The sequence below is a fragment of the Mesorhizobium sp. M1227 genome (assembly GCF_040318315.1).
In the GTDB taxonomy this organism is placed as follows: Bacteria; Pseudomonadota; Alphaproteobacteria; order Rhizobiales; family Rhizobiaceae; genus Mesorhizobium.
This window is the reverse complement of sequence record NZ_JAMYLZ010000003.1, coordinates 64,710-91,475: the sequence shown is the minus strand read 5'-3', so window position 1 is coordinate 91,475 and position 26,766 is coordinate 64,710. Positions and strand designations below refer to the sequence as shown.

Here is a 26,766-nt window from a genome sequence, read left to right as displayed (position 1 = left end):
CTCAAAAGAGGATATCCATGAAAAACCTGCTCCGAACCGCGTCCCTCGCCGTCGCGCTGGCGATGTTCACCGCCTTGACCCCGGCCTTGGCAGAAAACGCCGCGACCGTCGGCGGCGTCGGCTTCGTCAACAAGGGCCTGGTCGGTGTCGGCCGCATCCCGGCCAGCCAGAAGGACAAGTTCGGCGAGACGTTTGGCTCCGGCTCGGGCATGTCGATCGACGCTGCCGGCTGGACACATGGCGCCGATGGCTATAAGGGCTCGTTATGGCTGTTGCCGGACCGCGGCTACAATGTCGTCGGTACCACCGATTACCGCCCGCGCCTCAACACGATCGCCCTCGAGTTCGCCCCGATCGCGCCGGGTGCAGTGCCGGCCACCGGCCAGGAACAATCGGGCCTCAAGGCGACGCTTGCCGACACCATGCTTTTGACCGACGACAAGGGCGCCGACGCAACCGGCCTCGATCCGCTCAACGGCGTGCGTGCCGCGACCGACGACATGCCGATCCTGCCCGAAGCCAACGGCAAGCTCGCGCTCGATAACGAAGCGATCGCACGGCTGCCCGACGGCACGATGTTCATCTCGGACGAATACGGTCCGAACATCTACCGCTTCTCCGCCGATGGGCGTCTGATGTCGGCAACGCAGCCGCCGGCGGCGCTTGTCCCGATGCGTCACGGGACGCCAAACTTTGCTTCCAACAATCCGGGACTTGGCGCGGCAGACCCGGATCCGAAGGATCCCGAAACCGGCCGTCAGAACAACCAGGGCCTCGAAGGCATGGCGCTGACGCCGGACGGGAAGTTCCTGATTGCCGTGCTGCAGTCGGCCCCAAGGCAGGATGGCGGCGATTCCGCCTCGACGCGTCAGAACACGCGCGCGCTGGTCTACGATGCCTCGGATCCCGGCCAGCTCAAGCTCGCGCATGAATATGTCGTGCCGCTGCCGGTGTTCACCGATGCCAAGGGCAAAACCAAGATCGCCGCGCAGAGCGAAATCGTGGCGCTGTCGGACAAGACCTTCCTGATGCTGGCGCGCGACAGCGGCAATGGCCAGGGGCTGAAGGGCGACACCTCGCTCCACCGCGAGATCAGCGTCGTCGATCTGTCTGCGGCAACCGATGTCGCCGGCACAGAATTCGACAAGGACAAGCCGCTGGCGCCCAAGGGTGAGCTCGATCCATCGGTGACGCCGGCCAAGCTGACGCCGCTCATTGACATCAACGACAAGACCGAGCTCGGCCGCTTCGGGCTGCACAATGGCGCGCCCAACGACCGCAACAACCTTTCGGAGAAGTGGGAGGCGATGTCGGTGGTGAGCGTCCTCGATCCGACACTGCCCGACGACTATTTCCTGTTCGTCGCCAATGACAATGACTTCCTCACGCAGGACGGCTTCCAGGTAGGCGCGGCCTACAAGGCCGAGGATGGCGCCGATGTCGACACCATGTTCCTGGTCTATCAGGTCACGCTCCCAGGCCTCGCCAAGAAGTAGCGGCACCCATACAGGCGGACGCGCGGAACGCGTCCGCCTGAGCTGGCGCGATTGAGCGGTCGTGCCCTTCAGTTGCGGCTCGCCCGCGCAAGGACGGTGTCCTGGTGCGTTGCAAAACCTGCGACTGACGATCCAGTCGAAGGCACTTACCTCAACATCTCCGCGTCCTTTGGCACGCCGGCATCGATCCGCTCGGCCGTCCTGTTCGACACGGCGGCGATCTTCCCGGCGGCCGACAGGTTCGGGCGCACGAAGACCGGCGCGACGCCGTCGACGCGGCTGTAGAGGTCGATAATGTCCTGATTCATGAAGCGCACACAGCCGGAGGAAGCGTTCTTCCCAATGGAATCCCACTCCGGCGTGCCGTGCAGCCTATACATCGTGTCCTTGCCGTCACGGAAGAGATACAGCGCGCGGGCACCAAGCGGGCTCTGCGGGCCGGGCGGCATGCCGTCCTTGTATTTCGCCAGTTCCGGCCGGCGTTGGATCATTTCCGGCGGCGGCGTCCAGACCGGCCACTTCTTCCTCGCCTGAACCACGGCGCTGCCGGTCCATCCGAAACCGGCCTTGCCGAGGCTGACGCCATAGCGAATTGCCTTGCCGCCGTCGCGCACCAAATAGAGGAAGTGCTCGGAAGTATCGACGACGATCGTGCCGGGTTTTTCTCCAGTCGGGTCGGCCACGATTTGACGCACGAATTTCGGATCGACCTTGGCTACCGGGATTGCCGGCAGTTGATAGCCCTCGTCGATGCGCGCGCCATACATGCTTGCGGCATCGCCGAAAGCCGGATCGCTTGGTGCCGCGGGCACCGGCGCCGCCACGTCCGTCGTAGTGCACGACGAAAGAGCCACGGAGGCCGCGCCCAGAGCGGATGCACCAAGAAAGGCGCGCCGGTTCAGGCGCTCAAAAAACAACGGAATATCGGACATGAGCCCCCCGGCCTACCCATGAGATCCAGGAAAATGCGGCCCCACGCGTGCGGGATCAATATACGATTCCGGAAGGTTGAGAAATGCTTAGATCAAGGCACGCCAGGCGGAATTTACAGCGCCGCATCGACCTCTCCCGTTAAATCGGCAATCATTGCGGACTCAGACAAGCCTTCGCCGAGTTGCCTGCCATGGACGACAACATGCCCCCGCGCCGGCAGACCGGCGACCTCACCAGTGGGCCTATCCCGCGCACCCTGTTGCTGTTTGCCCTGCCGGTGCTCGGCTCCAATGTGCTGCAGTCGCTCAACGGCTCGATAAATGCCGTGTGGGTCGGCCGTTTCCTCGGTGAAGCGGCGCTGACCGCCACGTCCAATGCCAACCTCGTGCTGTTTCTCATCCTCGGCACCGTCTTCGGCATCGGCATGGCGGCGACCATCCTGGTCGCACAATCCGTCGGCGCTCGTGACCTGCCCGAAGCCCGGCGCATCGTCGGAACCAGCGCCACCTTCTTCTTCCTCGTCTCGGTGGTGTTCGCGGTCTGCGGCTGGATCTGGGTCGATGCGATCCTCGATGCGCTCGGCACGCCGGCCGACGCGTTGCCGCTGGCGCGCTCCTATCTGCGCATCATCTTCCTCGCCGTGCCGATGATGAACCTGCTGTCCTTCGTCATGACGGTGCTGCGCGGCGCCGGCGATTCGCGCACGCCTTTCCTGTTCATGGCGCTGGCCGTCGTGCTCGACGTCGTTTTGAACCCGTTGCTCATCCTCGGCATCGGCCCGTTCCCCGAACTCGGCATCGCCGGCTCGGCCACCTCGACGCTGATCGGCCAGACGGTAAGCGTGGTTGCCATCCTGATCGTGCTTTATGCGCGCAAGCACCCGCTGCGGCTGGCCGGCCCTAATCTCGCTCTGCTGCGGCCGGACCCGGCGCTGCTGCGCATCGTCGTCTTCAAGGGCGTGCCGATGGGCCTGCAGATGATCGTCGTTTCGGCCGCGGCGCTGACGGTGATGGGCATGGTCAACTCGTACGGCTCGCAGGTCGCGGCTGCCTACGGCATAGCCGCACAGCTCTGGACCTATATCCAGATGCCGGCGCTCGCCATCGGCGCCGCGGTGTCGTCCATGGCGGCGCAAAATGTCGGCGCCAGGCGCTGGGACCGGATTGGACGCATCGCCACCTCCGGCGTCGGCTTCAACCTTGTGCTCACCGGGATGCTCGTCGCGCTGCTGTTCGTATTCGATCGCGCGGTGCTCAGCCTCTTCCTTGGCAGCGACAGTGCAGCAATCGACATCGCCACTCACATCAACAAGATCGCGTCGTGGTCCTTCATCCTGTTCGGCATCACCATCGTGCTCTTCGCCACCGTGCGTGCCACCGGCGCGGTGATGCCCCCGCTGATCATCCTGGTGATCTCGGTGCTGCTGGTGCGCACCAGCTTCGCCTATTTCTTCCGAAGCGTGATCGGCGAGGAAGCTCTGTGGTGGAGCTTTCCGGCTGGCTCTATAACCTCGCTCGTGCTGGCCGCGGCCTATTATCGCTTCGGCCGCTGGCGCAGCCTGCACATGATCGAGAGCCGGCCGGCTGCCGGCGAACCGCCGGATACCGGCCTCGGCGTACCGCGCCAGCGCGCGCACCTTTCGCCCGAGACACCGAACGGCTGAAAGGTCGGCTCAGCGCGCGTATTTCGCGCCAAACCCGAGAGCGACCAGGGAAAAGACGACAATCATGCCGGCAAAGGCCAGGCTTGCCGCGGTCGCACCTGCCACCGTCGACAGAACGCCGATGCCGATGACCGGCAGCGCGTTGCCGCAAAAACAGCAGATGAAGAAGGCCGAGACGACTTCGGCGCGCCGGTCCGCCGGCGCGATCTCGTTCACCACTTGCAAGCCGCCGCGATAGCCGAGCGCTGCCGCCACGCCGCACAAGGCGGTCCCGGCAATCATTATGGCCATCGAGGCGAAGACCTGCGCCGCAACAATCAGCGCGACGGTTGGGATCATCAGCGCAAGCGCCGCGAACATCGCGGCTCGGCTCGAAAGACGTGCCGTCGCTACAATGGTGGCGGCCGTCACGATTGCCAATTCAAAGAACAGAGCGCCGGCTTCGGCATGGTTGGTTACCTGCAGCTGCTGCGCCAAAATGCTCGGTGCGAGTGCTGCATAAAAGCCGACCAGCGCCATTGCGCCAAAGCCGGTCACCGCCGGCGCAACGAAACTTGCGCGGATGTCATCGGGTACGGAAAGCCGCGGCCGCATCGAAACGTCAGCCAGTTTCCCCGGCCGCGAAACGGTTTCCCGCGTGCGCCAGACCAGCAGGGTTACAGTCGCGAGCATCGCCAGGTAGACGACGAATGTCAGCCTGAGCGGCCAAGGCGCGTATTCGGCGAGCAACCCGGCCCCCAGCGCACCAAGGCCGAGGCCGAGAAAATTGGTGCTGGTGGCAATCGTCGCCGCCTGTGACTTGTCGTCGGTCGGGAGCAATTCGGCGAGCCAGGCGGTGCCGGTGCCCGCGCCGACGCCGATTCCCAGTCCGCTCAGAATTCGGGCGATGTCGAGCCATGCGACATTTTCGGCGAACAGGAAAACCACCGCGCTGACCACGGCCACCGCCATCCCGGCCAATGCCATTGGACGGCGCCCGATGACATCGGACACACGCCCCAACATCAGCAGCGCCGCCAGATTGCCGATGACATAGACGGCGTAGACCAGCGTCAAAGTGATCTGCGAGAAGCCGAAGACCTGCATGTAGATGATGTAAAGCGGCGTCAGCGCCGTGCTGCCGGCGAAAAGAGCCGCAATCATGGCGGCCACGGCGGCCGCTGCAGCGCGGCCGCCGAGTTCGTAATCTCGCGTCATGACTTGAGCGTGAGCGGTCATTTTTTCGACCTTTTGCTGTTCGGGATCTGACATCCTAACGCCTTTTTCGCGTCAGCCGTTCCCCCTCCCCGGCTTGCTCCTGACAAGTTTGGCAGCTTTGCCGATGGCGCTGAGCGAGATCCTCTTTTAACTTCAGCGGATTGTCAGGGGAGATTCATGGGCAAGGGACGAGTCGAGGCATTCACCGATGGCGTGGTCGCCATCATCATCACAATCATGGTGCTGGAATTGAAGGTGCCGCATGGCGAGGATTTTTCCGCGCTGGCGCCACTCTGGCCGATATTCCTCAGCTATGTGCTGTCCTTTATCAATGTCGGCATCTACTGGAACAATTTGCACAACATGTTCCATACCGTGCAGCGGGTCGACGGCCGCGTGCTGTGGGCGAACCTCAACCTGCTGTTCTGGCTATCGCTGATGCCGGCGACGACAGCCTTCATGGGTGAGAACCATTTCGCGCCGGTGCCGGTTGCCGTCTATGGCGTCGACCTGGCGCTCTGCGCCATCGGCTTCAACATCCTCACCATGGCCCTGCATCGACTGCACGGCAACGAGACCCTTTTCGCCAGGGCGTTGGGCAATGACCTCAAGGGAAAGATCTCGCTGGTCCTCTATCTTTCCGCCATCGCGCTGACCTTCGTCAATCACTGGATCGGTGTCTCGATCTATGTCCTGGTGGCGATGATCTGGTTCGTGCCGGACAGACGCTTCGAGCGGCTGATCGAGAAATAGGCCCCGTCTAGGCTCGCATTGCTTTCAGCTTTTCCGCTACCGAAGCGGCAAGGTCGGCGTAGCGCTCCTCCAGCCGCTCGGCCGCCTTGATCACTGAAAAATCATGGCCGAATTTTTCCAGCGCCATGCGCAGCTTTTCGACGAATTCGGCCTGTTTTTCGAGCGCCGAAAACAGCGTTTTCACTTGCGCTTCGCTGATGTCGGGATTGGCGAGCATTTGTGGCACCTCGCGGCTCATCTGGTCGCCAGTGGCGGTCTGTTCTTTCAGGATCTCGATCCAGTCGGTCAATCGTCAGTCTCCTTTTTCGATATCAGCATGCGCAGCGCCCGCCGACGCGGTCAACCCGAAGATGCCGCACCGGCTTGCGCGAGCCTCTTTCCGCGCTAAGTTCGCCGCGGCCAGAACAGGAGAAAATCATGACCACCGACGCCGAGATCCAGACCGCGCTGCCCGCACTTGCCTCCGGCAATGTCGCCGTCATTACCGGCGCGGCCAGCGGCATCGGCCTTGCCGCCGCCAAACGGCTGGCGGCGATGGGCATGAAGATCGTGCTGGCCGATATCGGCGGCGCACGCCTCGATGAGGCCCGACACGCCGTCGTCGCCATCGCCGGCGACAGCGCCGTACTTGCCGTCGCCACCGATGTCTCGAAGGCCGACGAGCTCGACCGCCTCGCCGAAAGGACATCCGGCACTTTCGGCGACGTGTCGCTGCTGATGAACAATGCCGGCGTCGGCAACAACCCCGGCAAGCCCTGGGAGAACCGTGACGCCTGGAAGCGACTGCTGGACATCAATTTCTGGGGTGTCGTGCATGGCGTAGAGGCGTTCGCGCCACGCATGCTGGCGGCGGGAAAGCCCGGCCTGATCGTCAACACCGGCTCCAAGCAAGGCATTACCACGCCGCCCGGCAACCTCGCCTACAACGTCTCCAAGGCTGGCGTGAAGACCTATACCGAGGGCCTTGCACACGCGCTGCGCAACGAGCCGGGCGCCAGTGTCGCGGCGCATCTGCTTATCCCCGGGTTCACTTTTACCGGCCTGACCGAAGGCGCCACCGAAAAGCCGGCCGGCGCCTGGACCGGCGAGCAGGTCATCGACTTCATGCTGGCCTCGCTGCTGCGTGGCGATTTCTACATCCTGTGTCCCGATAACGAGGCGACCCGGCCCATGGACGAAAAGCGCATGGCCTGGGCAATTGGCGATATCATTGAGAACCGTCCTGCTCTGTCGCGCTGGCATCCGGACTACAAGGATGCTTTCGCGGCATTCATGACACGCAGCGCATGATCCCGAACCGAAGATCACCGTAGCAAAGAATCGGATCCGATCTTCGCAGGTATGCGCCGGACCTTTATATCACGCCGCTGCGTGCTTCTTTGTGTTCCGCTTCTTCGCCATGGCTTTCTCGGCTGCCAACTCGGCAAGCTTCTGATCATGCCGCTTCGCTGCCTGTTCGCATTTCTTGCGGATCTCTTCGACCTCGGTCTCAGTCAGGTGTTCGATACCGATGAAGGTGTTCTGGGCTGTGCTGACCCGGATCAATTCGTCGAGCTTCGCCTGGATCGCGGCGCCATCGCGGTTCTGGGTGTTCTGGATGAGAAACACCATCAGGAAGGTGACGACCGTCGTGCCGGTGTTGATGACGAGCTGCCAGGTGTCCGAAAAGCCGAACATCGGCCCGCTTGCCGCCCAGACGACGATGATCAGGAAACAGACGGCAAACGTCGGCGGCAGGCCGGCAAAATGGGCGACGTTGTTGGCGATCCTGGTGAAAAGCTTCTCAATCATTCAAACTCCCTCAACAGCTGGGCGACGAACCCGGACGGAAGCCGAGTTCATTGTGTCTGCAGAAACAGTTGGCAGCCGCTCCTGGTTCCCTCGTGGCGGAAGATCGCGGGTACATTGTTGGAGGAGCAGATCGCGAAGGCCGTCGGACCGCTTGCAGATACGCCCGAAGTCAGGGGGCGCCGTTTTCCCAGCGGTCGAGGAAAGCCTCGATGGGCAAGGCCTGCATGTCGGGGACTGCCCTGGCCAGTTTCTCGAGCGGCCAGTCCCACCAGGCAAGACGTTCGATCCGGGCTGCGGTTTCCGCGCTGAAGCGCTGCCGCAATGGCCTGGCCGGAACGCCGGCGACGATTGCATAGGCCGGCAGGTCGCGCGTCACCACCGAGTTGGCACCGACGATCGCGCCATTGCCGATCGCCACGCCCGGCATGATCACGGCGCCATGGCCGATCCAGACATCGTGGCCGATGCTGACGGCTCTCGCCCGCCGCCGGTCGCGGAATGCCTGATCGACACCCAGCCAGCGGAAGTACTCGTTGGGCCGATAGCTGATTTTGTGCTGCGTCAGCCGCTCGACCGGATGCTCCAGCGCATTGATGCGGCTGTTGGCGGCGATCGAGCAGAATTTGCCGATCGTCGTATAGATCGCCTCGGCGTGGCGCTCGAAGTAGGAGAAGTCGCCAACCATGACTTCACGTAAGATGACGCGCTCGCCGATCGACGCATAACGTCCAAGCTTGCACGCCTTCAGCTCCGCCGTCGGATGGATGCGCGGCTCGGGATCTTTCAGGACAAGGTGTTCAGGACGGTCCATGCGGGCGCTTTACGCCCGCGCGCATAGTCTCGCAAGCCGAGTGCAGCGCCGCGCATCCGTTTGGACGCGCCAAGGACCCCGTAGCACCTTCAGTCTCTATTTCGGCTTGCCGCTGGTCCACACCACGTTCTGGCCGTAGAGCGGCACGGTGGTGACCGACATTTTTGCCGAGCCATCCTGCACCTGGCGCGAATGCGACAGGTAGATCAGCGTCTCGTTGGCCTTGTCGTAGATGCGGTTCACCACCTGCTTTTTCCAGATCAGGCTGATGCCTTGCTTGAACACCTCCTCGCCGGCCTCGCTCATGTCGATGTCGCCAATGGTGATCGGCCCGGTCTGGCGGCAGGAGATCGAGGAATCGGACGGGTCCTCGAACCAGTTGCCTTTCTGCAGGCGGTCGATCATGCCACGGTCGAAATACGAGACGTGGCAGGTCACGCCCTCGACCTTCGGATCCTTGATCGCCTCGACGATGATATCGTTGCCGAGCCAATCGACGCCGACCTTGCCGACTTCCTCGGTGGCGGCCGCGCCGGCGCCAATGACCAGGCATGCGGCTAACGCACCGCCAATCAGTTTTCGCAAAGAGGCCTCCTGCGGTTCGAATTTTGCCGACCTCAGGTGGGACGAACGGCAGCGCTTTGCAAGCAGATCGCCTCCCACAGGATTGCCGGTTGCGGCAACGCGACATCTTTGCGTCGGCGCGACCGAACCGCTAAGAGTGTTCGCCAAGCCAGGGCCTTCACGGCGCCAACCCGGCGCCCGATGGAAATAACGACGGACTTCACTGATGATGCGTTCAATTCTGGTCGGTATTCTCGTCCTGATGGCCGCTGGCATCGGCTGGCTCACCTTCGACTGGTACCGCGGACATTATGGCGGCGAGCCGTTCGGAGCACCGTTCACGCTGGTCGACCAGAAGGGCGCGCCGGTCACCGAAGCCGCGTTTCGCGGCCACCCCAGCGTCGTCTTCTTCGGCTTCACGCATTGTCCGGAAGTCTGCCCGACCACGCTTTTCGAGTTGGCCGGCTGGCTGAAGACGATGGGCGACGACGGCAAGAACCTGCGTGCCTATTTCGTTACGGTCGACCCGGAGCGCGATACGCCGGAAATCATGAACACCTATGTCAGCAATTTCTCCGATCGCATCCTCGGCATATCAGGCGATCCGGATAAGGTCCACGCCATGGCCAAGTCCTTCGGCATCTACTGGAAGAAAGTCGACACGAACGACGGCGACTACACGATGGACCACACCGCTTCGGTGCTGCTGCTCAATGCCAAGGGCGATTTCGCCGGCACTATTGCCTATGGCGAAAGCCCGGACGCCGCCATCGCCAAGCTCAAACGGCTGGCGGCGGAAGGTTGACACATCCGGTAATGACGCAGACGCGTTTGTATTTCACCGCGGGCAAGATCGAGGCTGATCACATCTTCGCGGCGCTTGGTGCGGCGTTCGACGATGAGGGCCTGCCGATTGCAGTGCTCGAGGTCGACGAGGACCGCGACATCCACGAAGTATCGCTCTATGCCGGCGACGACGTCGATGCGGTCGAGGCGCGGCTCAGGGATGTACTTGCCGGACTGTCGCTGTCGAAGCCTATAGCGCGCGAAACGCTGCCCGACATCGACTGGGTGGCGCGCTCGCTGGAGGGATTGAAGCCGGTGCGGGCCGGGCGCTTCTTCGTCCATGGCGCGCATGACCGCAGGAAGCGCCACAGCGGCGAAATCGCCATAGAGATCGAGGCCGGCCTTGCTTTCGGCACCGGCCATCACGGCACCACCGCCGGCTGCCTCGAAATGCTGGAGCAGGTCGTACGGCGCGAGCATCCGCGCAACGCGCTCGACCTTGGCACCGGCAGCGCGGTGCTCGCGATCGCAGTGGCCAGGCTCGCGCATATACCGGTGCTGGCGACCGACATCGACCCGGTCGCCGTCAAGGTGGCCGCCGCCAATGCGCGGCTGAACCACGTCAAGGGGCTCGTCGAAACAGTGACGGCGCCCGGATTCCACCACCCGATCTTTGCCGCGCGCGCGCCCTTCGACTTGATCGTCGCCAACATATTGGCGCGGCCTCTGATGCGCCTGGCGCCGCAAATGGCGGAGTATATCGCGCTCGGTGGCTCGATTGTTTTGTCGGGCATCCTGGAGCGCCAGCGCGATGCGGTAATCGCGGCCTATGTCGGCCAGAAATTCCGGCACATCCGCACCTTGCACCGCGAGGGCTGGGTGACGATTCACCTCAAGCGCTGAGGCGCGACGCCTTCAACGCAAGCCGGAATCCGCTCGGACTTAGCGCGAGTTCGCCGCTTTCTTCAGCTGTTCGCGATCGTAGCCGTGAGCTTTCAGCGTTTCGTCGTCAAAGCCAAGCAGAACGCCGCTTACATACCGGCTCGCTTCGCGCTGGCGAGCTTCGATCAGCGCTTTCACAGCGTTTTTGAAAAATCCGCGTCTAGGTGAAATCGTGGACATGACGGTCTCCTTTGCAGGGCAACAGGACTTTTCCTCCACATTAAGAAGGTAAGCTCCGCTGACGCTTTTTGAAATCGTCGATTCTGCATGGCGTCCATGCGCAAGAGACACGCAGCAACCGGGAATGATCGGTCCGAAAATCGATTCCGATTTTCGAAGTCATGCGCTACGGTCGCGCCAGCATTCGAGGAGAGCCGACATGTTCCAGACCTTCGATTCCGCCGGCGATCCGGCCGTTAGCAAGCCGCGCGTAGCAATGCTGCGCCAATGGTTGGCGGCGAACGGGCTGGATGGCTTCATCGTGCCCCGTGCCGACGAGCACCAGGGCGAATATGTCGCCGACCGCTCGGCACGGCTGAAATGGCTGACCGGCTTCAGCGGCTCGGCCGGTGTCGCCATTGTGCTTGGCGAGCGCGCCGTCATGTTTGTCGACGGGCGCTACACGCTGCAGGTGCGCCAGGAGGTCGATCTCGACATCTTTTCGATCGAGAGCCTTGTCGACAACCCGCCGGCCCACTGGATCAAGGACAATCTCGGCAAGGGCGTGCGGTTGGGCTTCGATCCGTGGCTCCATACGATCAGTGACGTCAAGGCGCTGAAGGCCTCGGCCGAGAAATCAGGCGCGATACTGGTGCCGCTCGAAGAGAATCCAATCGACGCCATCTGGCAGGACCAGCCCGGGCCGCCACTGGCGCCGGTCGAGATCCACCCGATCGGCTTTGCCGGCGAACTGGCCAAGGACAAGCTGGTGCGGCTGGCGGCGGCCATCGAGAAGGACGGCGCCACCCATGCCGTACTGACCGACCCCTCCTCCATTGCCTGGGCCTTCGACATTCGTGGCGGCGACGTACCGCACACACCGCTGGCGCTCGGCTTTGCCGTGCTCGCCGCCGACGGCTCGCATCTGCTTTTCATGGACCAGCGCAAGTTTTCGCGCACCGTCGCGGCCTACCTGACGCAGCTCGCCGAATTGCACGAACCAGGTGAATTCGAATCGGCAATCGTCACCCGGGCCAAGGGCGGCGCAAAAATCGCCCTGGACCCGGTTCTAGCGGCGGACAAGCTCAGGATGCTGGTCGAGGATAATGGCGGCACCGTCATTGCCACGGCCGATCCGGCCCGCATTCCACGCGCGACAAAGAACAAAGCTGAGATCGCCGGCGCACGCGCCGCACATCGCCGCGACGGCGCCGCGGTCGCCAAGCTGCTGTGCTGGCTCGACCGCCAGAAGCCCGGCACGCTCGACGAAATCGCCGTCGTCACCAGGCTTGAGGAGACGCGCCGTCAGACCGGCGAAGAAACGCAAATGGCGCTGCGCGACGTATCGTTCGATACCATCTCCGGCGCTGGTCCTAACGGCGCCATCATGCACTACCGCGTCTCCCGCGCCACCAATCGCAAGCTGGGGGATGGCGAGCTGTTCCTGCTCGATTCCGGCGGGCAGTACCAGGACGGCACCACCGACATCACCCGCACGGTTCCGATTGGCGCGCCAACCGAGGAGATGCGCGAGCGCTTCACGCTGGTGCTGAAAGGCATGATCGGCATCTCCATGCTGCGCTTCCCCCAGGGCACGCGCGGCTCCGAAATCGATGCGGTGGCGCGCCTGGCGCTATGGAGACACGGCTGCGATTTCGCCCATGGCACCGGGCACGGTGTCGGCTCCTATCTTGCCGTGCATGAGGGCCCGCAGCGTATCGCCAAGACCGGTACCGAAAAGCTGCTGGCCGGCATGATCGTCTCCAACGAGCCCGGCTATTACAAGGAAGGGTCCTACGGCATCCGCATCGAGAACTTGATTCTGGTGACACCGGCCGAGGCAATCGAGGGCGGCGACATCGCCATGCACGGCTTCGAGACACTGACGCTGGCGCCGATCGATAAGCGGCTGGTCCGATCGGACCTTTTAACCCGCGACGAGTTGCATTGGCTTGACGAATACCATGCGCGCGTACTGGCCGAGATCGGACCGATGCTCGACGGCGAAACGCTGGCCTGGCTGGAAAAGGCAACCGCGCCGCTGCCGCACGACTTCAAGCAATAGCCGCGGCGGCAACGCCGGTTGACAGGCTTTGCTCCGCAAGCAGTCCCTGCAAAGCGGTGACGTTGGGAGAACCGGCTCCCTTGCGCCAGAACAACACTGTGACGGCATTGTCTTCGTCAGCGGGCACCCACCAGGAGAGAGCGGAGGCGATCCGGCTGAGCCTTTCGCGGGTCGGCGCGGCAATAGTCGCTGCGGTAAGGCGCATGTGTGCTCTCGCCGTCAAGGCAAAAGTCGATCAGCCGACGAGCTGCCGCGAGAGGATCAGCACGGCAGCACCCGCCAGGAACATCGCCATCAGGCCGCCGCGCAGTGAGACAAGGCCGGCGACGATCAGGGCTGCCCATTCCGCCGGCCCGGCGCTGAGCGCCGCCGGCGCCACCAGGGTGGTCAGCACCGCCGCTGGCACGGCGTTCAGCCCGGCCTCGACGCGCGGATGGATATGCTCGAAGCGGGAGATCACCAGATGACCGCCGATGCGGGTCAGATAGGTCGCGATGGAACCGGCGATGATGATCCACAAGGTCGTGCTCATCGCCGTGCCTCCACGCCGCTGTGGCGGGGCGGCAGGATGACGGCGAGCAGCACGCCCGCCAGCGCACCTATGGAGACATGCCAGGGCGAGCCGACCGTTTTGTATGCAATAATGGAGGCGGCAGCGCTGGCGACGACCACCGGCAGCCACAGCGGCCGCTTGCGGAAGCTCATGACCAGGCCGAGAAAATAGATCGGCAGCAGGAAATCGATGCCCAACGCATGGGTGTCGGGAATAAGCTTGCCGAACATCGCGCCGAGCGCGCTTTCGATGACCCAGAACACATAGACCGGCAGCCCAAGGCCCATATACCAGGTGAACCCGACGGTCTCGCCGGCCTCCGCCTTGCGCTCGGCCACCGCGAACTGCGGATCGGTCAATACAAAATAGCCTATCGCCTGCTGCACCAGCGGCCAATGCGCAATGCGCCGGCCGATGCCAGCCGAATAGAGCACGTGGCGAAAATTCACGGCGAAGATCGACAGCACGATCAGCCACGGCGCGACATGCTGGCCGAACAGCTCGATGCCGACCATCTGGCTGGCGCCGCCGAACACCGTTGCGCTCATCAGGAACGCTTCGAGCACGGAAAACCCGTTGTCGACTGCGAGCGCCCCGAACAGCAACGCAAACGGCGCCGACGCCACCACGACGGGCATGCTGAGCCGCACGCCGTCCCAGAAATCGCTTTTCGCACTGTTTTCGGAGATTGCTTCCGCCGACATCGACCGCTCCTCGGGAAGCGCCTATGTAGGGAGGGCGGCGCGGCTTGTCACACCAATTCGCTTGAGGCAAACGATCAGCGGAAATGACAGCTGAAGCGTCGCGGCAAGCACGCTTCCGTGCCTAGCGCGGCGAAGCCTTGCCTTCGATCGCCCTGCCCCAGTCGAGCAGCGGTTTTGCCCGCATGGCGAAGTCGACAAGGTCGTCGACCAATCCAGCTCCGTAGATATCCGCCGGCTCGATCGCGTGCCGGACGGCAAAATGCCGGTTGCGGATCGCGGCAGCGAGATCGGGCTCGGCGATATGCTCGAAGCCGCGGGGCGTGCGCTTCATGCAGCCGTCCGGGTCGAGCTCAAGGCCGTTCTTCTTCAGCGCCGCGACGAGGCTGCGGAATTCAGCGGGCCGCTTCGCGATCGCGTTGCGCAGCGCCAGCAACAGCTCCGGTCCGGGCTGCCACCAGGCGACGGCGGCAAAGCAGCGATCGAGCCCGATATGGACGTAAAACACGCCCTGTTCCATCTTGGTGCCGTCGGGCGAAAGGATCGCCGACAGATGCTGGTTGTAAGGCCGTTTGTCTTTGGCAAAACGCACGTCGCGATTAATCCGGAACAGCGATTTCTTGCGGTCGCCGCGCAGGCCGAGCCCCAATGCTGTGAAGCGCTCGGAGAGCGTCTCGACCAGATCGCCGAAGGGATCGCGCAGGTCGCGCTCGAAAAGATCGCGGTTTTCCAAAAACCACTCCCGGCTCTGATGAAAATCCAGCGCCTTGAGGAAGGGAATGGCCTTTTGCCCAAAACCATTGAACGCAGCAGCCATCACGCGCCCTTGCCGATCCGCTGCAACCAGGTGTCCTCGTCGATCACCTCGATGCCGAATTTGGTCGCGTCCTTCAGCTTGGAACCGGCGCCCGGGCCTGCCACCAGGAGATCGGTCTTCGCGGAAACCGAGCCGGCGACCTTCGCGCCGAGACGTTCGGCCATCGCCTTGGCCTCCGGGCGCGTCATCTTTTCCAGCGTGCCTGTAAACACGATTGTCTTGCCGGCGACCGCACTATCGGCTGAGACGTTCACAATGTACGGCTTCGGGTGGATCTGTGTGAGCAGCGCTTCAAGCACGGCGTCGTTGCGTTCATTGCCGAAGAAATCGCGAAGCGCGCCTATCACGGTATCGCCGATGCCATTGATCGAAGGAAAAACGGTGTGTGGATCGGCTGCTGCTGCTGTCTCCTTGCCAATGCGGATCAACTCCTCGATCGTCGAGAAGGTTCGGGCGAGCACAGCGGCCGTCGTTTCGCCGATATGGCGGATGCCCAGCGCAAAGATGAAGCGATCGAGTTCGGGTTCGCGGCGGGCGTCGATGGCAGCGAAGAGCTTGTCGAGGCCGTCATAGTTGCGTTCCTCGACGCTGCGTACATTCTTGCGCGTTTTGCCCGATGCGGCCTCGCGCTGCCTGGCCTGCTCCTCCCGTCGCTCCGCCAGCGCCTTGGTGACGGCGGGACGGCGGTCCCGGAGGGTGAAGATATCGGCGGCTGTCTTGACCAACCCGGCATTGAAGAACAGGTCTATGTTTTCAGCGCCCAGGCCTTCGATATCCATGGCGCCGCGCGACACAAAGTGGCGTAATCCTTCCACGGCCTGCGCGGGGCAGATCAGCTCGCCGGTGCACCGTCGGCGGGAATCCTCCTTGCCGGTCTTCTCGTTGATCTCGCGCGTTGCGGGTGAGCCGCAGATCGGACATTTGTGCGGGAATTCGTAGGGCACGGCATCAGTCGGCCGCTTGTCGGCGACGACGCTGACGATCTGCGGAATGACGTCCCCCGCCCGCTGGATGACCACCGTGTCGCCGATACGGATGTCGTTGCCGTCGCGGATCGGCTGGCCGTTGCTGTCCAGACCCTTGATGTAATCTTCGTTGTGAAGCGTGACATTTTCGACCACGACGCCGCCGACCGTGACGGGCGCAAGCCGGGCAACGGGCGCCAGCGTACCGGTACGGCCGACCTGAATGTCGATCCTGAGCACGGTCGTCATCGCCTGTTCGGCCGGAAATTTATGAGCGATCGCCCAGCGTGGTTCGCCGGTGACGAAGCCCCATCTGCGCTGCAACTCCAATTGGTCGACCTTGTAGACGACGCCGTCGATGTCGTAGCCGAGCGATGAGCGCTGGGCCTCGATAAGGTGATAATGCGCGATCAGTTCGTCGACCGACTTTGCCCGGACCATCAGCGGACTAACCTTGAACCCCCACTCCGCGAATTTTTGCACGGAATCGTATTGGGTCGGAGCTGGATCCTTTGAAGTATAGCCCCAGGCGTAGGCAAAGAATTTGAGGTTGCGGCTGGCGGTAACGGACGGGTCCTTCTGGCGCAGCGATCCGGCCGCCGTGTTACGCGGATTGACGTAATCCTGGCCGCCTATCGCCGCCGAACGCTGCTTCAGCGCCTCGAATTCCGCGTAGGTCATATAGACCTCACCGCGTATTTCGATGACCTCGGGCCAGTCCGATCCCTTCAAGGTCTTGGGAATATCGGCGATGGTCTTGAGATTGGCGGTGATGTCCTCGCCGACGACGCCGTCGCCGCGCGTTGCCCCCTGCACGAACACACCGCCTTCATACCGCAGGGAAGCCGATAGCCCATCGATCTTCGGCTCAGCCGTGAAGGCGATGTTCAGCTCCTTGTCGCGATCAAAGAATCGCCGGCCCCGTTCTATGAAGTCCGCGACGTCCTGGTCGGTATAGGCCTTGGCGAGGCTGAGCATCGGCACCGCGTGGCGCACCTTTGCAAAACCTTCCGCCGGCGGCGCGCCGACCCTGCGTGAGGGCGAATCCTCGCGCACAAGATGCGGGAACTGCTGCTCGATGGCGAGGTTGCGCCGGGTCAGCGCGTCATATTCCGCATCCGTGATTATAGGCGCGTCCTCGCCATGGTAGCGCCGGTCGTGCTCGGCGATCTCCTGCGCCAACCGCTTCAACTCGCTTGCCGCCTCGCTTTCGCTGAGCGAATCGATTGGTTTTTCGTCCATGCACTGCTCCCTCCACGGTGGCGCGACACAATAGAACAGGATTTTCTCATGAGGGAGAGACCAGACACAGAAAATCATTCCTGAACAGCAGGATGGCGCCATACCCTGACTCAGGTCACGAGCGCCGGAAACGAACTCGCCTGGAGCAATTCCAGGAAAAGTGTGAAACGGTTTTCCGTCCGGAACTGCGCAGAAACAAAGAGGTAGAGCGGTTCGGCGTTTCGGTGAAACGATGAACAGCTCTACGCTGCCGCGGTGTTCTCCCGCAGCAGCCGCTCGGCCGCCGCACGCGCCTCGTCGGTGATGGTGGCACCGGCGAGCATGCGTGCGATCTCTTCCTGCCGCGCCGCCCGGTCCATCTCGGCGATGCCGGTCGAGACCCGGTCGGCACCGCCCGATTTGGAGATCAGGAAATGCGTCGCCGCGCGCGCCGCCACTTGCGGTGCATGCGTGACCGAAAGCACCTGCACGCGTTTTGCCAGCCGCGCCAGCCGCTGGCCGATGGCGTCGGCAACCGCGCCGCCGACGCCGGTGTCAATTTCGTCGAAGACCAAGGTCGGCGCCGACCCGCGATCAGCCAGCGCGACTTTGAGCGCCAGCAGGAAACGCGAAAGCTCGCCGCCGGAAGCGACCTTCATCATAGGGCCGGGCCTGCTGCCGGGATTGGTCCGCACCCAGAACTCGACCTGGTCGATGCCTTCTTCCATGCGGCTCTCGGCATCGCTAGCGATCTCGACGATGAACTCGGCGCGTTCGAGCTTCAGCGCCGGCAGTTCGGCCATCACCGCCTTGCTCAGCCCGACAGCCGCCGCATGGCGAAGCGACGACAGCTGGGCCGCTGCAATGTCATAGGCCTGGCGCGCCGCCGCAGCCTGTTTCTCCAGCGCCTGCAGGCGCTCTTCGCCGGCGTCGAGATCGGCAAGGTCGGCAGCCATGGTGTCACGCAATTGCGCCAGGTCATCGACGGCGACGCTGTGCTTGCGCGAGGCGGCACGCAGCGAAAACAGCCGCTCCTCAGCCTTCTCCAGCCGCTGCGGATCATATTCGGTGGCGCGAAGTGCTGCTTCGACGCCCGACTGCGCCGCGTCGAGCGACAGCATCGCCTCGTCGAGCGACTTGACGACATCCTCGAGCAGCCCGGGCGCTTCGGTGACCTTGCGCTGCAGCCGCCTGAGCAGGCTGGCCAGTTGCGGCAAGGGCGAGGACGGACCCGAGAGCACATCCTGCGCATCATGGATTTCCGAGGCGATCTTTTCGGCACGCATCATCAAGGCGCGCAATTCGGCCAGCTCGGTCTCTTCGCCAGGTTGCGGATCGAGCCTGGTCAATTCGGCGACCGCTGCACGCAGATAATCGGCCTCACGGGCAGCTGCTTCGACTTTGGCCCGGTGCCGTGAAAATTCCTGCTCGCAGGTACGCCAATGCCGCCACGCCTCGCCGGTTGCCCGAGCAGCGCCGAGATGGCCGCCGAAACTGTCGAGCAACTCGCGATGGGCGCCGGGATCGACCAAAGCGCGCTCGTCATGCTGGCCGTGGATCTCGACCAGCGCACGGCCGATGTCGCGCATCAGCGTCACGCTGGACGGCTGGTCGTTGACGAACACGCGCGTGCGGCCGTCAGCCGTCTGGACGCGGCGCAGGATGATGTCGCCGTCGTCCTCGATGGCATTCTCGGCAAGCAACATGCGAGCCGCGTGGTTGCGCGGCACGTCGAACACGGCGATGATCTGGCCTTGTGCCGCGCCATGCCGCACCAGCGAAGCGTCGCCGCGGGCGCCAAGCGCCAGCGACAATGCGTCGAGCAGGATGGATTTTCCGGCGCCGGTTTCGCCTGTAAGGACCGAAAGGCCGGACGAGAAGTCGATGTCCAGCTTCTCGATCAGAACGATATCGCGGATCGACAGTCTGGAGAGCATGGTGACGCGCCGCTCAGGCGCCGGTGATCAGCTTCCCGGCCTTGGAGATCCACGATCCGGCATTCTCGCGCGGCTCGAGCCCACCACTCTGCAGGAGCTTGTAGGAGTCCTTGTACCACTGGCTGTCGGGATAGTTGGTGCCGAGCACGGCCGCAGCGGTCTGCGCTTCCGACGTCAGCCCCATCGCATAGTAGCTCTCGGTCAGACGCGCCAGCGCCTCCTCGACATGACGTGTGTTGGAATAGTTCTCCACGACGTTGCGGAACCGTTTGACGGCCGCGATGTATTCGCGGCGCTCGAGATAGTAGCGGCCGATCTGCATCTCCTTGCCGGCGAGCTGATCATTGGCGAAGCGGATCTTCTCCTTGGCATCATCAACATATTCGGAAGTCGGCCAGCGCGTTACCAGATCCTGCATCGTCTGCGCGGTAAGACGCGCTTCCTTCTGGTCCTGGGTGACGTCCTTGATCTGGCGGTAGTAGCTCAGCCCGATAATATACTGGGCATAGGCTGCATCGTCGGTCGACGGGTAGAGGGTCAGGTAGCGCTTGGCCGAACCGATCGCCTCATCGTAATTGCCCTGACGGTAGTCGGCAAAGGCACCCATCACCATCGATTTGCGGGCGAATTCGGAATATGGATGCTGGCGGTCGACGGCATCGAACTTGCGGCTTGCCTCCTGCAGTCGCCCGGCATTCAGATTGGCGAGACCCTGATTGTAGAGCACGTCGGCCGGCTCGGTCTGATCGACATAGGTCGACAGATCGACGTCCTTCTCGGACGACATGCAGGCCGACAGAAACAGCGATGGAACGACCACCGAAAGCGCCAGGAAAACAGCCCGCCGCGGCGCCTTCGATTGACCAACTCGCTTGAAAAACATGTTTGGATTCCGCCCTTTCGGCGTCATTTCAGTCGACGGCAGCAGCCATAAACCATAATTGCCTTGCCCGGCAACGCTATCCCCGGCCAATCGCACATTTTTGTGGCGCTTTGGCGCTACCTGGAAAGCTGTGTAATTTGGCAGGCCGGTGATGCATCCATGCAACACAGCTTGACCGCAACGGGAGCCGCAAGACCTTAAGAATCAGATCATCCAGGGCGCATAGAGGGGTGCGTTGACGGCGCTCATCTCCGCGGTACGCCCGCGCTCGCGGCGCGTCGTCTCAACGATCTCGAAAGCCGAACGGTCGGACAAGAGACGGCGCAGCGCAGCTGCGTTCAGCCTGTGGCCGCCACGATAGGAGCGGAAGCAGCCGATGAACCGGGCACCGGCGAGCGCCAGGTCGCCCATCGCATCCATCGTCTTGTGGCGCGCGAACTCGTTGGGATAGCGCAGGCCTCCCATATTGATCACGCGGTTGTCGTCGCCGATCACCAGGGAGTTTTCCAACGAGGAGCCGAGCGCATAGCCGGCCGCCCACAGCCGCTCGACGTCCTTCATGAAACCGAAAGTGCGGGCCCGCGCGACGTCACGCCGGAAAATTTCGGCGTTCATGTCGGATGCAAAAAGCTGGCGCCCGATCGCCGGGCTTTCGAAATCGATCTCGATCTCGAAGCGCGTGCCGTCATAGGGCCGGAACTCCGCCCAGCAGGCGCCGTTCTCGATGCGAACCGGCTTGACCACCCTGATGTAGCGACGCTTGACCGGCAGCGTTTCGACGCCTGCCTGGTCAATGGCCTCGATGAACATCACTGCGCTGCCGTCGAGGATAGGCACCTCATGGCCGTCGATTTCGATGACGAGATTGTCGATTCCAAGCCCGAAAAGCGTCGCCATCAGATGCTCGACCGTGGCAATGTGCTCGCCTTGCGGATCGCCAAGCATGGTGCAGAGATCGGTGGCGCCGACCTCGGAGACGAGCGCGCGAAATTCGTGGCTTCCGCTTGCATTCGAGAGCTGGAAGACGACACCCGTATCGGCATCCGCCGGCAGGAAATGGACGGTGACCGGATTGCCACTGTGAACGCCGATGCCAGTCAGCGTCGCGCGCGATTTAAGTGTCGTCTGATAGTCGTGCAAAACAATCCCCATAGCCCATGCTGCCTAGGTCCGCTTCTGCCCTGAGGGCGCGGCTCTTGATTGATCGGCAGGCAGGGCCACTTCCCCGAGACTCCCAGCAAACCGACTTTGGTCGGTGGCGAAGATAATGGTCCCGCGGGGAGACTCCAAATCACGGTTTCTTACTCTTTGTAACTGCGGTCCAGCGCGGGATTGCCCCATAAGTCCTTGTTTTACAATCACTTTAAGGTTAACAGGCGAACAGTTTCCTGCTCGCCTGTTAATAACTGTTACGAACCGTTAACAGATCAATTGGCCTGTCGGCGCAGGAAGGCGGGAATCTCCAACTGATCGTCTTCCTGGACAGCCCGGCTCTGCGGCGTCAGTCGGCCCTGCTCGTCCAGCTGGCCGCGGCGCGGCGCGTAAAGCTGCGGATCCTGGCTGGCAAGGCGGCGCACTTCCGCCGGCGCCTGGCGCAGTTTCGGTTCGCGCGGCTGCGCCGGCTGCAGCCTTGCAGGCTCCTCTTCGCGGCGGGTCAAGCCGTTGGTCAGGCGCTTGAGCAAGCCCATCGGGCCGCTGTTTTCGTGGTCGGCCGGGCGCGCCTTGGCTTCCACTTCGGCCTTCACCTGCGGCGGGAAATCCTCGACCCGCGGCATGCGCTGGGGTGCTGCGGCAACCGGCTGCGGCATTTCACGATGCGGAGCAGGCTGCATCGCTTGCTGAACCGCTGGCTGCATCATCGGCTGCGGCTGAGCCGGAGGCGCCTGGAAGATCTTGCTCTGCGGACGGAAGTCTTCCGCATGGGCGACCGGTGCCGGGCGGGCCTGCGCCATCGCTGCCGCATTCGCTTCGGCGAGCTGAATGGCCTCGGCGACCGGGTCGGCAGCACGTGGTTCATAGATTGGTTGCTGGACAGGCGCCGGGCGCATTTCCGTGACCTGGGCCGCCGGGCGGCTGACCGGCTTCGGCGGAGCCGCGCGGATGGCGATCGGCGCGGCAGCGATTTCGGCCGCCGATTTGTCGATGCCGGTGGCGACCACCGACACGCGGATGACGCCTTCGAGTTCCTCGTCGAAGGTGGCGCCCAGAATGATGTTGGCGTCCTGGTCGACCTCTTCGCGAATGCGGGTTGCAGCCTCATCGACTTCGAACAGGGTCAGGTCACGGCCGCCGGTGATCGAGATCAGCAGGCCCTTGGCGCCCTTCATCGAGGTCTCGTCGAGCAGCGGGTTGGCGATGGCGGCTTCCGCCGCGGCCATTGCGCGGCCCTCGCCCGAAGCCTCGCCGGTTCCCATCATCGCCTTGCCCATTTCGCGCATGACCGAGCGGACGTCGGCGAAGTCGAGATTGATCAGGCCTTCCTTGACCATCAGGTCGGTAATGCAGGCAACGCCCGAATAGAGCACCTGGTCGGCCATCGCGAAGGCATCGGCGAAGGTGGTCTTGTCATTGGCCAGCCGGAACAGGTTCTGGTTGGGAATGACGATCAGGGTATCGACGCATTTCTGCAGTTCCTCGATACCCATGTCGGCCGTCTTCATGCGGCGCTGGCCTTCGAAGTGGAACGGCTTGGTGACGACGCCGACGGTGAGGATACCCTTTTCGCGGGCAGCGCGGGCAACGACGGGAGCCGCCCCGGTGCCGGTGCCGCCGCCCATGCCGGCAGTGACGAAGCACATATGCGTGTTGGAGAGATGATCGATGATCTCGTCGATGCATTCCTCCGCCGCCGCGCGCCCGACTTCAGGCTGCGATCCGGCGCCGAGACCTTCGGTGACATGCGCGCCGAGCTGGATCAGCCGCTCGGCCTTCGACATCGTCAGTGCCTGCGCGTCGGTGTTGGCCACCACGAACTCGACGCCGCGCAAGCCGGCGGTGATCATGTTGTTGACGGCATTGCCGCCGCCGCCGCCGACACCGAACACGGTGATGCGCGGCTTGAGCTCGGTGATGTCCGGCTTCTGCAGATTGATGGTCATTGTCTCCGTCCTTTGCCTTTCCCGCCGCTTCGCCGCCGCGGCCGCCTATGGGGCTGTCCCCGTCAAAATTAAAAACTGTCTCTCAACCACTGACTCATTCGATGCAGTTTTCCGCCTGTTCCGGTCATCCGAAGACCGGAAATTCCCTTCGCCGGCCGGCTCTCGAAGCTCGCCATCTGTGGATAGATCAGAAGTCCGACCGGGGTCGAGAAAGCCGGCCCCTTGGCCGCCTCGGGCAAGCCTGCCACGCCAAGCGGGCGTCCGATGCGCACATTGCGGCCGAGAATGCGGCGTGCTGCTTCTGGCAGGCCGGCAAGCTGGCTGGCACCGCCGGTCAGCACCACACGCTTGCCGACGGCGTTGCCGTAGCCGGATTTGTTCAGCCGGTCGCGCAACAATTCCAGCGTCTCGTCGATGCGGGCGCGGATGATGCGCGTCATCACCGAGCGCGGTATCTGCAACGGCACCTCGCCGTCCTCGCCGATCGGATGGATGGAAACCAGGTCGCGGTCGTCGGCACTGCCAGGCAGCGCCGAGCCATGCATCACTTTCAGCCTTTCGGCGGCATCGAGCGAGGTCGACAGGCCCTTGGCCATATCCAGCGTGACGTGGTTGCCGCCGATCGCGATGGCATCGCCATGGACGAACTTGCCTTCCGAAAACACCGAGATCGTCGTCGTGCCGCCGCCCATGTCGATGCAGGCCGCGCCCATTTCGAGCTCGTCGTCGACGAGCGCAGCAAGCCCACTGGCATAGGGCGTCGCCACCATGCGTTCAACCGACAGATGCGAGCGGTTGATGCAGAGCTCCAGATTGCGCAAGGGCGCTGCGTCGCCTGTCAGCACGTGCATGTCGACGCCAAGCTGGTCGCCAACCATGCCGCGCGGATCGCGCACACCGCGCTCGGCATCCAGCGAAAAGGCTACGGGAAGCGAATGGATCACCTCGCGCTCGGCCCGCAACGCCTGCTTGGCGCCGGCGGCAAGCACGCGCTTGATGTCGGCCTCGTCGGCCTCATGGCCGCCGAGATTGATGGTGGCCGAAAAAGCCTCGCTCTTCAGCCGGCCGGCAGTCATGTTGACGATCAGCGAATCGACCGTCAGTCCCGCCATGCGTTCGGCGGCGTCGACGGCAAGACGGATGGCGTGCTCGGCACGGTCGAGATCGATGACGACGCCGGATTTCACGCCTTGCGATTTCTGGTGGCCGATGCCGATCACCTGGACGCGATGCGAGCGTCCGCGCAGCAGCTTGCCATCCTCGCGCGGCTTGAGTTTGGCCACCACGCAGCAGACCTTGCTGGAGCCGACATCCAGCACCGTCAGGATGCCGGACCGGCGCGACGAGGCATCGCTATTGCCGCCAAGCCAGCTCATATCTTCGTCTCCGGCTTGCGCTTCAGCATCTTGGGCTTTTCGTCGAGCGCGGCTTGGCGCTGTGTCGCCGCTTCCAGCGTCAACTGGACGACCAGACGATCGGAAAGGCGCATGTCGACGGCGGCGATGTCGCGCGTCAAAAGCCCGTTCTCGTGATCCATCCTGACCAGGTCGGCAATCGCCTGATCCTCACCGTCTTCGGGAAGCTTGATCGTGATGCCGTTTTCAAGCTTGAGATCCCAGCGCCGTTCGCCGATGCGGATATAGCCCTTGATCCGCGCGGCGAGCTCCGGATAATTCTTGATCTTGGCCAGGAAATCCGGCGCCTTGGCCGGTGCGCCGGTGCCGATGATCAGCGGTAGCAATATCTGCTTGCCGCCGGAGAACGGCGCAATGACGGTGCCGGATTTCTCGATGACCGAAAGCGCGCTGCCTTGCTGCCACAACGCGAACGGCTCGCGCTCCTCGACGCGCACTTCCAGCGTATGCGGGTAGACCTTGCGCACTGCCGCGGCTTCGACCCAGGGTAGCGTGGTGATGCGTTCGCGCGCGGCTTCGGCATCGAAGCCGATCAGCGAGGTCCAGCCGTCGAGTTCCAGCCTGTCGAGAATATCGATCTCGGACGTTTCGCGGTTGCCGACGACCTTGACCTGGTCGACCGCAAAGCCGGTGCGGGCGGTGACACTCTGGACGATGGCGTCGGAATATCCGCCGAGATAGGCGCCATAGGCACTGCTCGAAACAAGCAGTGCCGCCGACAGCATGGCAGCGCAATAGGGCGGCGCTTCGAAGTCGCCTTCGCCGAGGCGCGCCAGCACGCGCACCGGCCGGCGGAGCAGGCGCGGCAGCACGAAATGGTCGAACGACAACGGCATGCCGAACAGCGCCGGCCCGGCCGCGCCCTTCCCCTTGCCCTGTCCCCATTTCAACGCAGACACGAAGCGTCCTCCACCATCCAACTCAACAAATCGCCGAACGAGTGTCCCGCTTGCGCGGCGATTTCCGGCACCAAAGACGTCGGCGTCATGCCCGGCTGGGTGTTGACCTCGAGCCAGACAATTTCGCCGTTTTCGGAGTGACGATCGTCATAACGGAAGTCCGACCGGGAAACGCCCCGACAGCCGATAGCTTGGTGAGCCTTGAGCGTCAGTGTCTGTATTTTTTGGTAAATATTCGGTGAAAGTTTTGCCGGGCATTCGTGTTTTGATCCTCCCGCGACGTATTTTGAATCATAGTCGTAGAAGGAATGGCCGGTCGGGATGATCTCGCAGACCCCGAGCGCCACATCGCCCATCACCGCGCAGGTCAATTCCCGCCCATGCACATAACGCTCGACCATCACCGTATCGCCATATCTCCACTCGGACGAGCCGATGATCTGCGGCGGATGCGACTGGCCTTCATGGACGATGACGACACCGAAGCTCGACCCTTCGTTGACCGGCTTGACGACATAGGGCGGCTTCATCGGGTGCTTGTTCTGGATGGCGAAGCGATTGGCCACCTTCGATTCCGCCACCGGAATGCCTCCCGACTTGGCGACCTTCTTGGCTTGTTCCTTGTTCATCGCGAGCGCCGAGGCAAGCACGCCGGAATGGGTGTACGGAATGGCGAGGTACTCGAGGATACCCTGGATGGTGCCGTCCTCGCCGAAGGGGCCGTGCAGCGCATTGAAGACGACGTCAGGCTTGAGCGCGCTGAGCACCGAGCCGATATCGCGCGAGACGTCGACGCGGGTGACCTGGTAGCCCTCTCCCTCGAGCGCATCGGCGCAGGCCTTACCCGACGACAGGGACACGGGCCGCTCGGACGAGAATCCCCCCAGAAGGACGGCCACATGCTTGCTTGTCATTCCCCGTCATTTCCTCTCACAGCAGGCCTGCACCATCGTGCATGCCCCGAAAAGCATCGCGCGCGCTCAAATGCGCCCGAGCAACTTCGCTCCCGTGTTTCCGCAACATTGAGTCCGAGTCTCCCGGCAGGTTGCCCCCCCAGACGGAAACGCGAGTAACGCGTCGAAACGACTCAAATCAGGAAACGCTTCAGGGCAGAGAA

At 63.2% G+C, this 26,766-nt stretch carries 26 protein-coding genes; 7 read left to right on the top strand and 19 right to left on the bottom strand.

Annotation, left to right across the window (positions count from 1 at the left end):
* The first annotated feature begins 17 nt into the window (after positions 1-17).
* Positions 18-1,496, top strand: a complete 1,479-nt coding sequence (locus NKH28_RS05935) for an esterase-like activity of phytase family protein (protein WP_352614300.1) — start codon at positions 18-20, stop codon at positions 1,494-1,496.
* A gap of 146 nt (positions 1,497-1,642) precedes the next feature.
* Here NKH28_RS05935 and NKH28_RS05930 read toward each other — a convergent pair whose 3' ends face one another.
* Entirely contained in the window at positions 1,643-2,428 is a 786-nt protein-coding gene (locus NKH28_RS05930) for a L,D-transpeptidase (protein WP_352978177.1), read from the bottom strand.
* Between the two features lie 191 nt (positions 2,429-2,619).
* Between NKH28_RS05930 and NKH28_RS05925 the strand changes: the two genes are divergently transcribed.
* The gene (locus tag NKH28_RS05925) at positions 2,620-4,092 is read left to right on the top strand and encodes an MATE family efflux transporter (protein ID WP_352978175.1); all 1,473 of its coding nucleotides are present in this window, start codon (positions 2,620-2,622) and stop codon (positions 4,090-4,092) included.
* A 9-nt stretch (positions 4,093-4,101) separates the two neighbouring features.
* Here the strand turns inward: NKH28_RS05925 and NKH28_RS05920 are convergent, their stop codons facing one another.
* Positions 4,102-5,289 carry an MFS transporter gene (locus NKH28_RS05920; protein WP_352978173.1) on the bottom strand — a complete coding sequence of 396 codons (1,188 nt, stop codon included), beginning with the start codon at positions 5,287-5,289 and terminating at the stop codon, positions 4,102-4,104.
* Between the two features lie 177 nt (positions 5,290-5,466).
* Between NKH28_RS05920 and NKH28_RS05915 the strand changes: the two genes are divergently transcribed.
* A complete protein-coding gene (locus NKH28_RS05915) occupies positions 5,467-6,042 on the top strand; it encodes a TMEM175 family protein (RefSeq protein ID WP_023676740.1) in 576 nt (191 codons plus the stop codon).
* 7 nt (positions 6,043-6,049) lie between these two features.
* Here NKH28_RS05915 and NKH28_RS05910 read toward each other — a convergent pair whose 3' ends face one another.
* The gene (locus NKH28_RS05910; RefSeq protein WP_352978171.1) at positions 6,050-6,331 is read right to left on the bottom strand and encodes a hypothetical protein; all 282 of its coding nucleotides are present in this window, start codon (positions 6,329-6,331) and stop codon (positions 6,050-6,052) included.
* A 128-nt stretch (positions 6,332-6,459) separates the two neighbouring features.
* On the opposite strand from NKH28_RS05910, the gene NKH28_RS05905 reads away from it, so the two are divergent.
* A complete protein-coding gene (locus NKH28_RS05905) occupies positions 6,460-7,332 on the top strand; it encodes an SDR family NAD(P)-dependent oxidoreductase (protein ID WP_352978169.1) in 873 nt (290 codons plus the stop codon).
* A gap of 69 nt (positions 7,333-7,401) precedes the next feature.
* On the opposite strand, the gene NKH28_RS05900 is transcribed toward NKH28_RS05905, so the two are convergent.
* The 3 genes from NKH28_RS05900 to NKH28_RS05890 form a co-directional block, all read right to left on the bottom strand.
* Positions 7,402-7,833 carry a low affinity iron permease family protein gene (locus NKH28_RS05900; RefSeq protein WP_031211766.1) on the bottom strand — a complete coding sequence of 144 codons (432 nt, stop codon included), beginning with the start codon at positions 7,831-7,833 and terminating at the stop codon, positions 7,402-7,404.
* A gap of 169 nt (positions 7,834-8,002) precedes the next feature.
* Positions 8,003-8,644: a DapH/DapD/GlmU-related protein gene (locus tag NKH28_RS05895; RefSeq protein ID WP_352978167.1), complete on the bottom strand. Its 642-nt coding sequence runs from the start codon at positions 8,642-8,644 to the stop codon at positions 8,003-8,005.
* 96 nt (positions 8,645-8,740) lie between these two features.
* On the bottom strand, positions 8,741-9,229 hold the full coding sequence (locus NKH28_RS05890) for a CreA family protein (RefSeq protein WP_502901444.1): 489 nt from the start codon (positions 9,227-9,229) through the stop codon (positions 8,741-8,743).
* 205 nt (positions 9,230-9,434) lie between these two features.
* Between NKH28_RS05890 and NKH28_RS05885 the strand changes: the two genes are divergently transcribed.
* Together NKH28_RS05885 and NKH28_RS05880 are read left to right on the top strand one after the other, a co-directional pair.
* The gene (locus tag NKH28_RS05885) at positions 9,435-10,013 is read left to right on the top strand and encodes an SCO family protein (RefSeq protein ID WP_352450110.1); all 579 of its coding nucleotides are present in this window, start codon (positions 9,435-9,437) and stop codon (positions 10,011-10,013) included.
* A gap of 11 nt (positions 10,014-10,024) precedes the next feature.
* Positions 10,025-10,897, top strand: a complete 873-nt coding sequence (locus NKH28_RS05880) for a 50S ribosomal protein L11 methyltransferase (RefSeq protein WP_352978166.1) — start codon at positions 10,025-10,027, stop codon at positions 10,895-10,897.
* Positions 10,898-10,936: 39 nt separating this feature from the next.
* On the opposite strand, the gene NKH28_RS05875 is transcribed toward NKH28_RS05880, so the two are convergent.
* Positions 10,937-11,116: a hypothetical protein gene (locus NKH28_RS05875; protein WP_352450114.1), complete on the bottom strand. Its 180-nt coding sequence runs from the start codon at positions 11,114-11,116 to the stop codon at positions 10,937-10,939.
* A gap of 199 nt (positions 11,117-11,315) precedes the next feature.
* Here NKH28_RS05875 and NKH28_RS05870 point away from each other — a divergent pair, with 199 nt between their 5' ends.
* Positions 11,316-13,160, top strand: a complete 1,845-nt coding sequence (locus NKH28_RS05870) for an aminopeptidase P family protein (RefSeq protein WP_352978165.1) — start codon at positions 11,316-11,318, stop codon at positions 13,158-13,160.
* Here the strand turns inward: NKH28_RS05870 and NKH28_RS05865 are convergent.
* From NKH28_RS05865 to NKH28_RS05810, 12 genes are all read right to left on the bottom strand, one after another.
* Positions 13,150-13,365 carry a hypothetical protein gene (locus NKH28_RS05865; protein ID WP_352978163.1) on the bottom strand — a complete coding sequence of 72 codons (216 nt, stop codon included), beginning with the start codon at positions 13,363-13,365 and terminating at the stop codon, positions 13,150-13,152. The genes NKH28_RS05870 and NKH28_RS05865 overlap by 11 nt on opposite strands.
* Before the next feature lie 30 nt (positions 13,366-13,395).
* A complete protein-coding gene (locus NKH28_RS05860; protein ID WP_352978161.1) occupies positions 13,396-13,692 on the bottom strand; it encodes an AzlD family protein in 297 nt (98 codons plus the stop codon).
* Complete coding sequence (locus NKH28_RS05855) at positions 13,689-14,417, bottom strand: AzlC family ABC transporter permease (RefSeq protein ID WP_352906450.1); 729 nt, start codon at positions 14,415-14,417, stop codon at positions 13,689-13,691. The genes NKH28_RS05860 and NKH28_RS05855 overlap by 4 nt, the downstream gene beginning before the upstream one ends.
* A 121-nt stretch (positions 14,418-14,538) precedes the next feature.
* Positions 14,539-15,231, bottom strand: coding sequence for a DUF2461 domain-containing protein (locus NKH28_RS05850; RefSeq protein WP_352978159.1), 693 nt, complete (start codon positions 15,229-15,231; stop codon positions 14,539-14,541).
* The gene (gene ligA, locus NKH28_RS05845) at positions 15,231-17,438 is read right to left on the bottom strand and encodes an NAD-dependent DNA ligase LigA (protein WP_352978158.1); all 2,208 of its coding nucleotides are present in this window, start codon (positions 17,436-17,438) and stop codon (positions 15,231-15,233) included. Before ligA ends, NKH28_RS05850 begins: the two co-directional genes overlap by 1 nt.
* A gap of 242 nt (positions 17,439-17,680) precedes the next feature.
* Positions 17,681-19,354, bottom strand: coding sequence for a DNA repair protein RecN (gene recN, locus NKH28_RS05840; RefSeq protein WP_352978156.1), 1,674 nt, complete (start codon positions 19,352-19,354; stop codon positions 17,681-17,683).
* Between the two features lie 13 nt (positions 19,355-19,367).
* A complete protein-coding gene (locus tag NKH28_RS05835) occupies positions 19,368-20,237 on the bottom strand; it encodes an outer membrane protein assembly factor BamD (RefSeq protein ID WP_352501057.1) in 870 nt (289 codons plus the stop codon).
* Between the two features lie 204 nt (positions 20,238-20,441).
* Positions 20,442-21,389 carry a UDP-3-O-acyl-N-acetylglucosamine deacetylase gene (gene lpxC / locus NKH28_RS05830; RefSeq protein WP_352501058.1) on the bottom strand — a complete coding sequence of 316 codons (948 nt, stop codon included), beginning with the start codon at positions 21,387-21,389 and terminating at the stop codon, positions 20,442-20,444.
* A gap of 275 nt (positions 21,390-21,664) precedes the next feature.
* The gene (gene ftsZ / locus NKH28_RS05825; protein ID WP_254818983.1) at positions 21,665-23,335 is read right to left on the bottom strand and encodes a cell division protein FtsZ; all 1,671 of its coding nucleotides are present in this window, start codon (positions 23,333-23,335) and stop codon (positions 21,665-21,667) included.
* A 68-nt stretch (positions 23,336-23,403) separates the two neighbouring features.
* Complete coding sequence (ftsA, locus tag NKH28_RS05820; protein ID WP_352471565.1) at positions 23,404-24,711, bottom strand: cell division protein FtsA; 1,308 nt, start codon at positions 24,709-24,711, stop codon at positions 23,404-23,406.
* The gene (locus NKH28_RS05815; protein WP_352978154.1) at positions 24,708-25,649 is read right to left on the bottom strand and encodes a cell division protein FtsQ/DivIB; all 942 of its coding nucleotides are present in this window, start codon (positions 25,647-25,649) and stop codon (positions 24,708-24,710) included. The genes ftsA and NKH28_RS05815 overlap by 4 nt, the downstream gene beginning before the upstream one ends.
* The gene (locus NKH28_RS05810) at positions 25,637-26,563 is read right to left on the bottom strand and encodes a D-alanine--D-alanine ligase (protein WP_352978152.1); all 927 of its coding nucleotides are present in this window, start codon (positions 26,561-26,563) and stop codon (positions 25,637-25,639) included. The genes NKH28_RS05815 and NKH28_RS05810 overlap by 13 nt, the downstream gene beginning before the upstream one ends.
* Between the last annotated feature and the right edge of the window lie 203 nt (positions 26,564-26,766).

What these genes read in the sequence shown, in the direction of transcription:
- NKH28_RS05935 (WP_352614300.1), top strand. Translation starts at nt 18, where the DNA reads ATGAAAAACCTGCTCCGAACCGCGTCCCTCGCCGTCGCGCTGGCGATG.
- NKH28_RS05930 (WP_352978177.1), bottom strand. Translation starts at nt 2,428, where the DNA reads ATGTCCGATATTCCGTTGTTTTTTGAGCGCCTGAACCGGCGCGCCTTT.
- NKH28_RS05925 (WP_352978175.1), top strand. Translation starts at nt 2,620, where the DNA reads ATGGACGACAACATGCCCCCGCGCCGGCAGACCGGCGACCTCACCAGT.
- NKH28_RS05920 (WP_352978173.1), bottom strand. Translation starts at nt 5,289, where the DNA reads ATGACGCGAGATTACGAACTCGGCGGCCGCGCTGCAGCGGCCGCCGTG.
- NKH28_RS05915 (WP_023676740.1), top strand. Translation starts at nt 5,467, where the DNA reads ATGGGCAAGGGACGAGTCGAGGCATTCACCGATGGCGTGGTCGCCATC.
- NKH28_RS05905 (WP_352978169.1), top strand. Translation starts at nt 6,460, where the DNA reads ATGACCACCGACGCCGAGATCCAGACCGCGCTGCCCGCACTTGCCTCC.
- NKH28_RS05900 (WP_031211766.1), bottom strand. Translation starts at nt 7,833, where the DNA reads ATGATTGAGAAGCTTTTCACCAGGATCGCCAACAACGTCGCCCATTTT.
- NKH28_RS05895 (WP_352978167.1), bottom strand. Translation starts at nt 8,644, where the DNA reads ATGGACCGTCCTGAACACCTTGTCCTGAAAGATCCCGAGCCGCGCATC.
- NKH28_RS05885 (WP_352450110.1), top strand. Translation starts at nt 9,435, where the DNA reads ATGATGCGTTCAATTCTGGTCGGTATTCTCGTCCTGATGGCCGCTGGC.
- NKH28_RS05880 (WP_352978166.1), top strand. Translation starts at nt 10,025, where the DNA reads ATGACGCAGACGCGTTTGTATTTCACCGCGGGCAAGATCGAGGCTGAT.
- NKH28_RS05875 (WP_352450114.1), bottom strand. Translation starts at nt 11,116, where the DNA reads ATGTCCACGATTTCACCTAGACGCGGATTTTTCAAAAACGCTGTGAAA.
- NKH28_RS05870 (WP_352978165.1), top strand. Translation starts at nt 11,316, where the DNA reads ATGTTCCAGACCTTCGATTCCGCCGGCGATCCGGCCGTTAGCAAGCCG.
- NKH28_RS05865 (WP_352978163.1), bottom strand. Translation starts at nt 13,365, where the DNA reads ATGCGCCTTACCGCAGCGACTATTGCCGCGCCGACCCGCGAAAGGCTC.
- NKH28_RS05860 (WP_352978161.1), bottom strand. Translation starts at nt 13,692, where the DNA reads ATGAGCACGACCTTGTGGATCATCATCGCCGGTTCCATCGCGACCTAT.
- NKH28_RS05855 (WP_352906450.1), bottom strand. Translation starts at nt 14,417, where the DNA reads ATGTCGGCGGAAGCAATCTCCGAAAACAGTGCGAAAAGCGATTTCTGG.
- NKH28_RS05850 (WP_352978159.1), bottom strand. Translation starts at nt 15,231, where the DNA reads ATGGCTGCTGCGTTCAATGGTTTTGGGCAAAAGGCCATTCCCTTCCTC.
- ligA (WP_352978158.1), bottom strand. Translation starts at nt 17,438, where the DNA reads ATGGACGAAAAACCAATCGATTCGCTCAGCGAAAGCGAGGCGGCAAGC.
- recN (WP_352978156.1), bottom strand. Translation starts at nt 19,354, where the DNA reads ATGCTCTCCAGACTGTCGATCCGCGATATCGTTCTGATCGAGAAGCTG.
- NKH28_RS05835 (WP_352501057.1), bottom strand. Translation starts at nt 20,237, where the DNA reads ATGTTTTTCAAGCGAGTTGGTCAATCGAAGGCGCCGCGGCGGGCTGTT.
- lpxC (WP_352501058.1), bottom strand. Translation starts at nt 21,389, where the DNA reads ATGGGGATTGTTTTGCACGACTATCAGACGACACTTAAATCGCGCGCG.
- ftsZ (WP_254818983.1), bottom strand. Translation starts at nt 23,335, where the DNA reads ATGACCATCAATCTGCAGAAGCCGGACATCACCGAGCTCAAGCCGCGC.
- ftsA (WP_352471565.1), bottom strand. Translation starts at nt 24,711, where the DNA reads ATGAGCTGGCTTGGCGGCAATAGCGATGCCTCGTCGCGCCGGTCCGGC.
- NKH28_RS05810 (WP_352978152.1), bottom strand. Translation starts at nt 26,563, where the DNA reads ATGACAAGCAAGCATGTGGCCGTCCTTCTGGGGGGATTCTCGTCCGAG.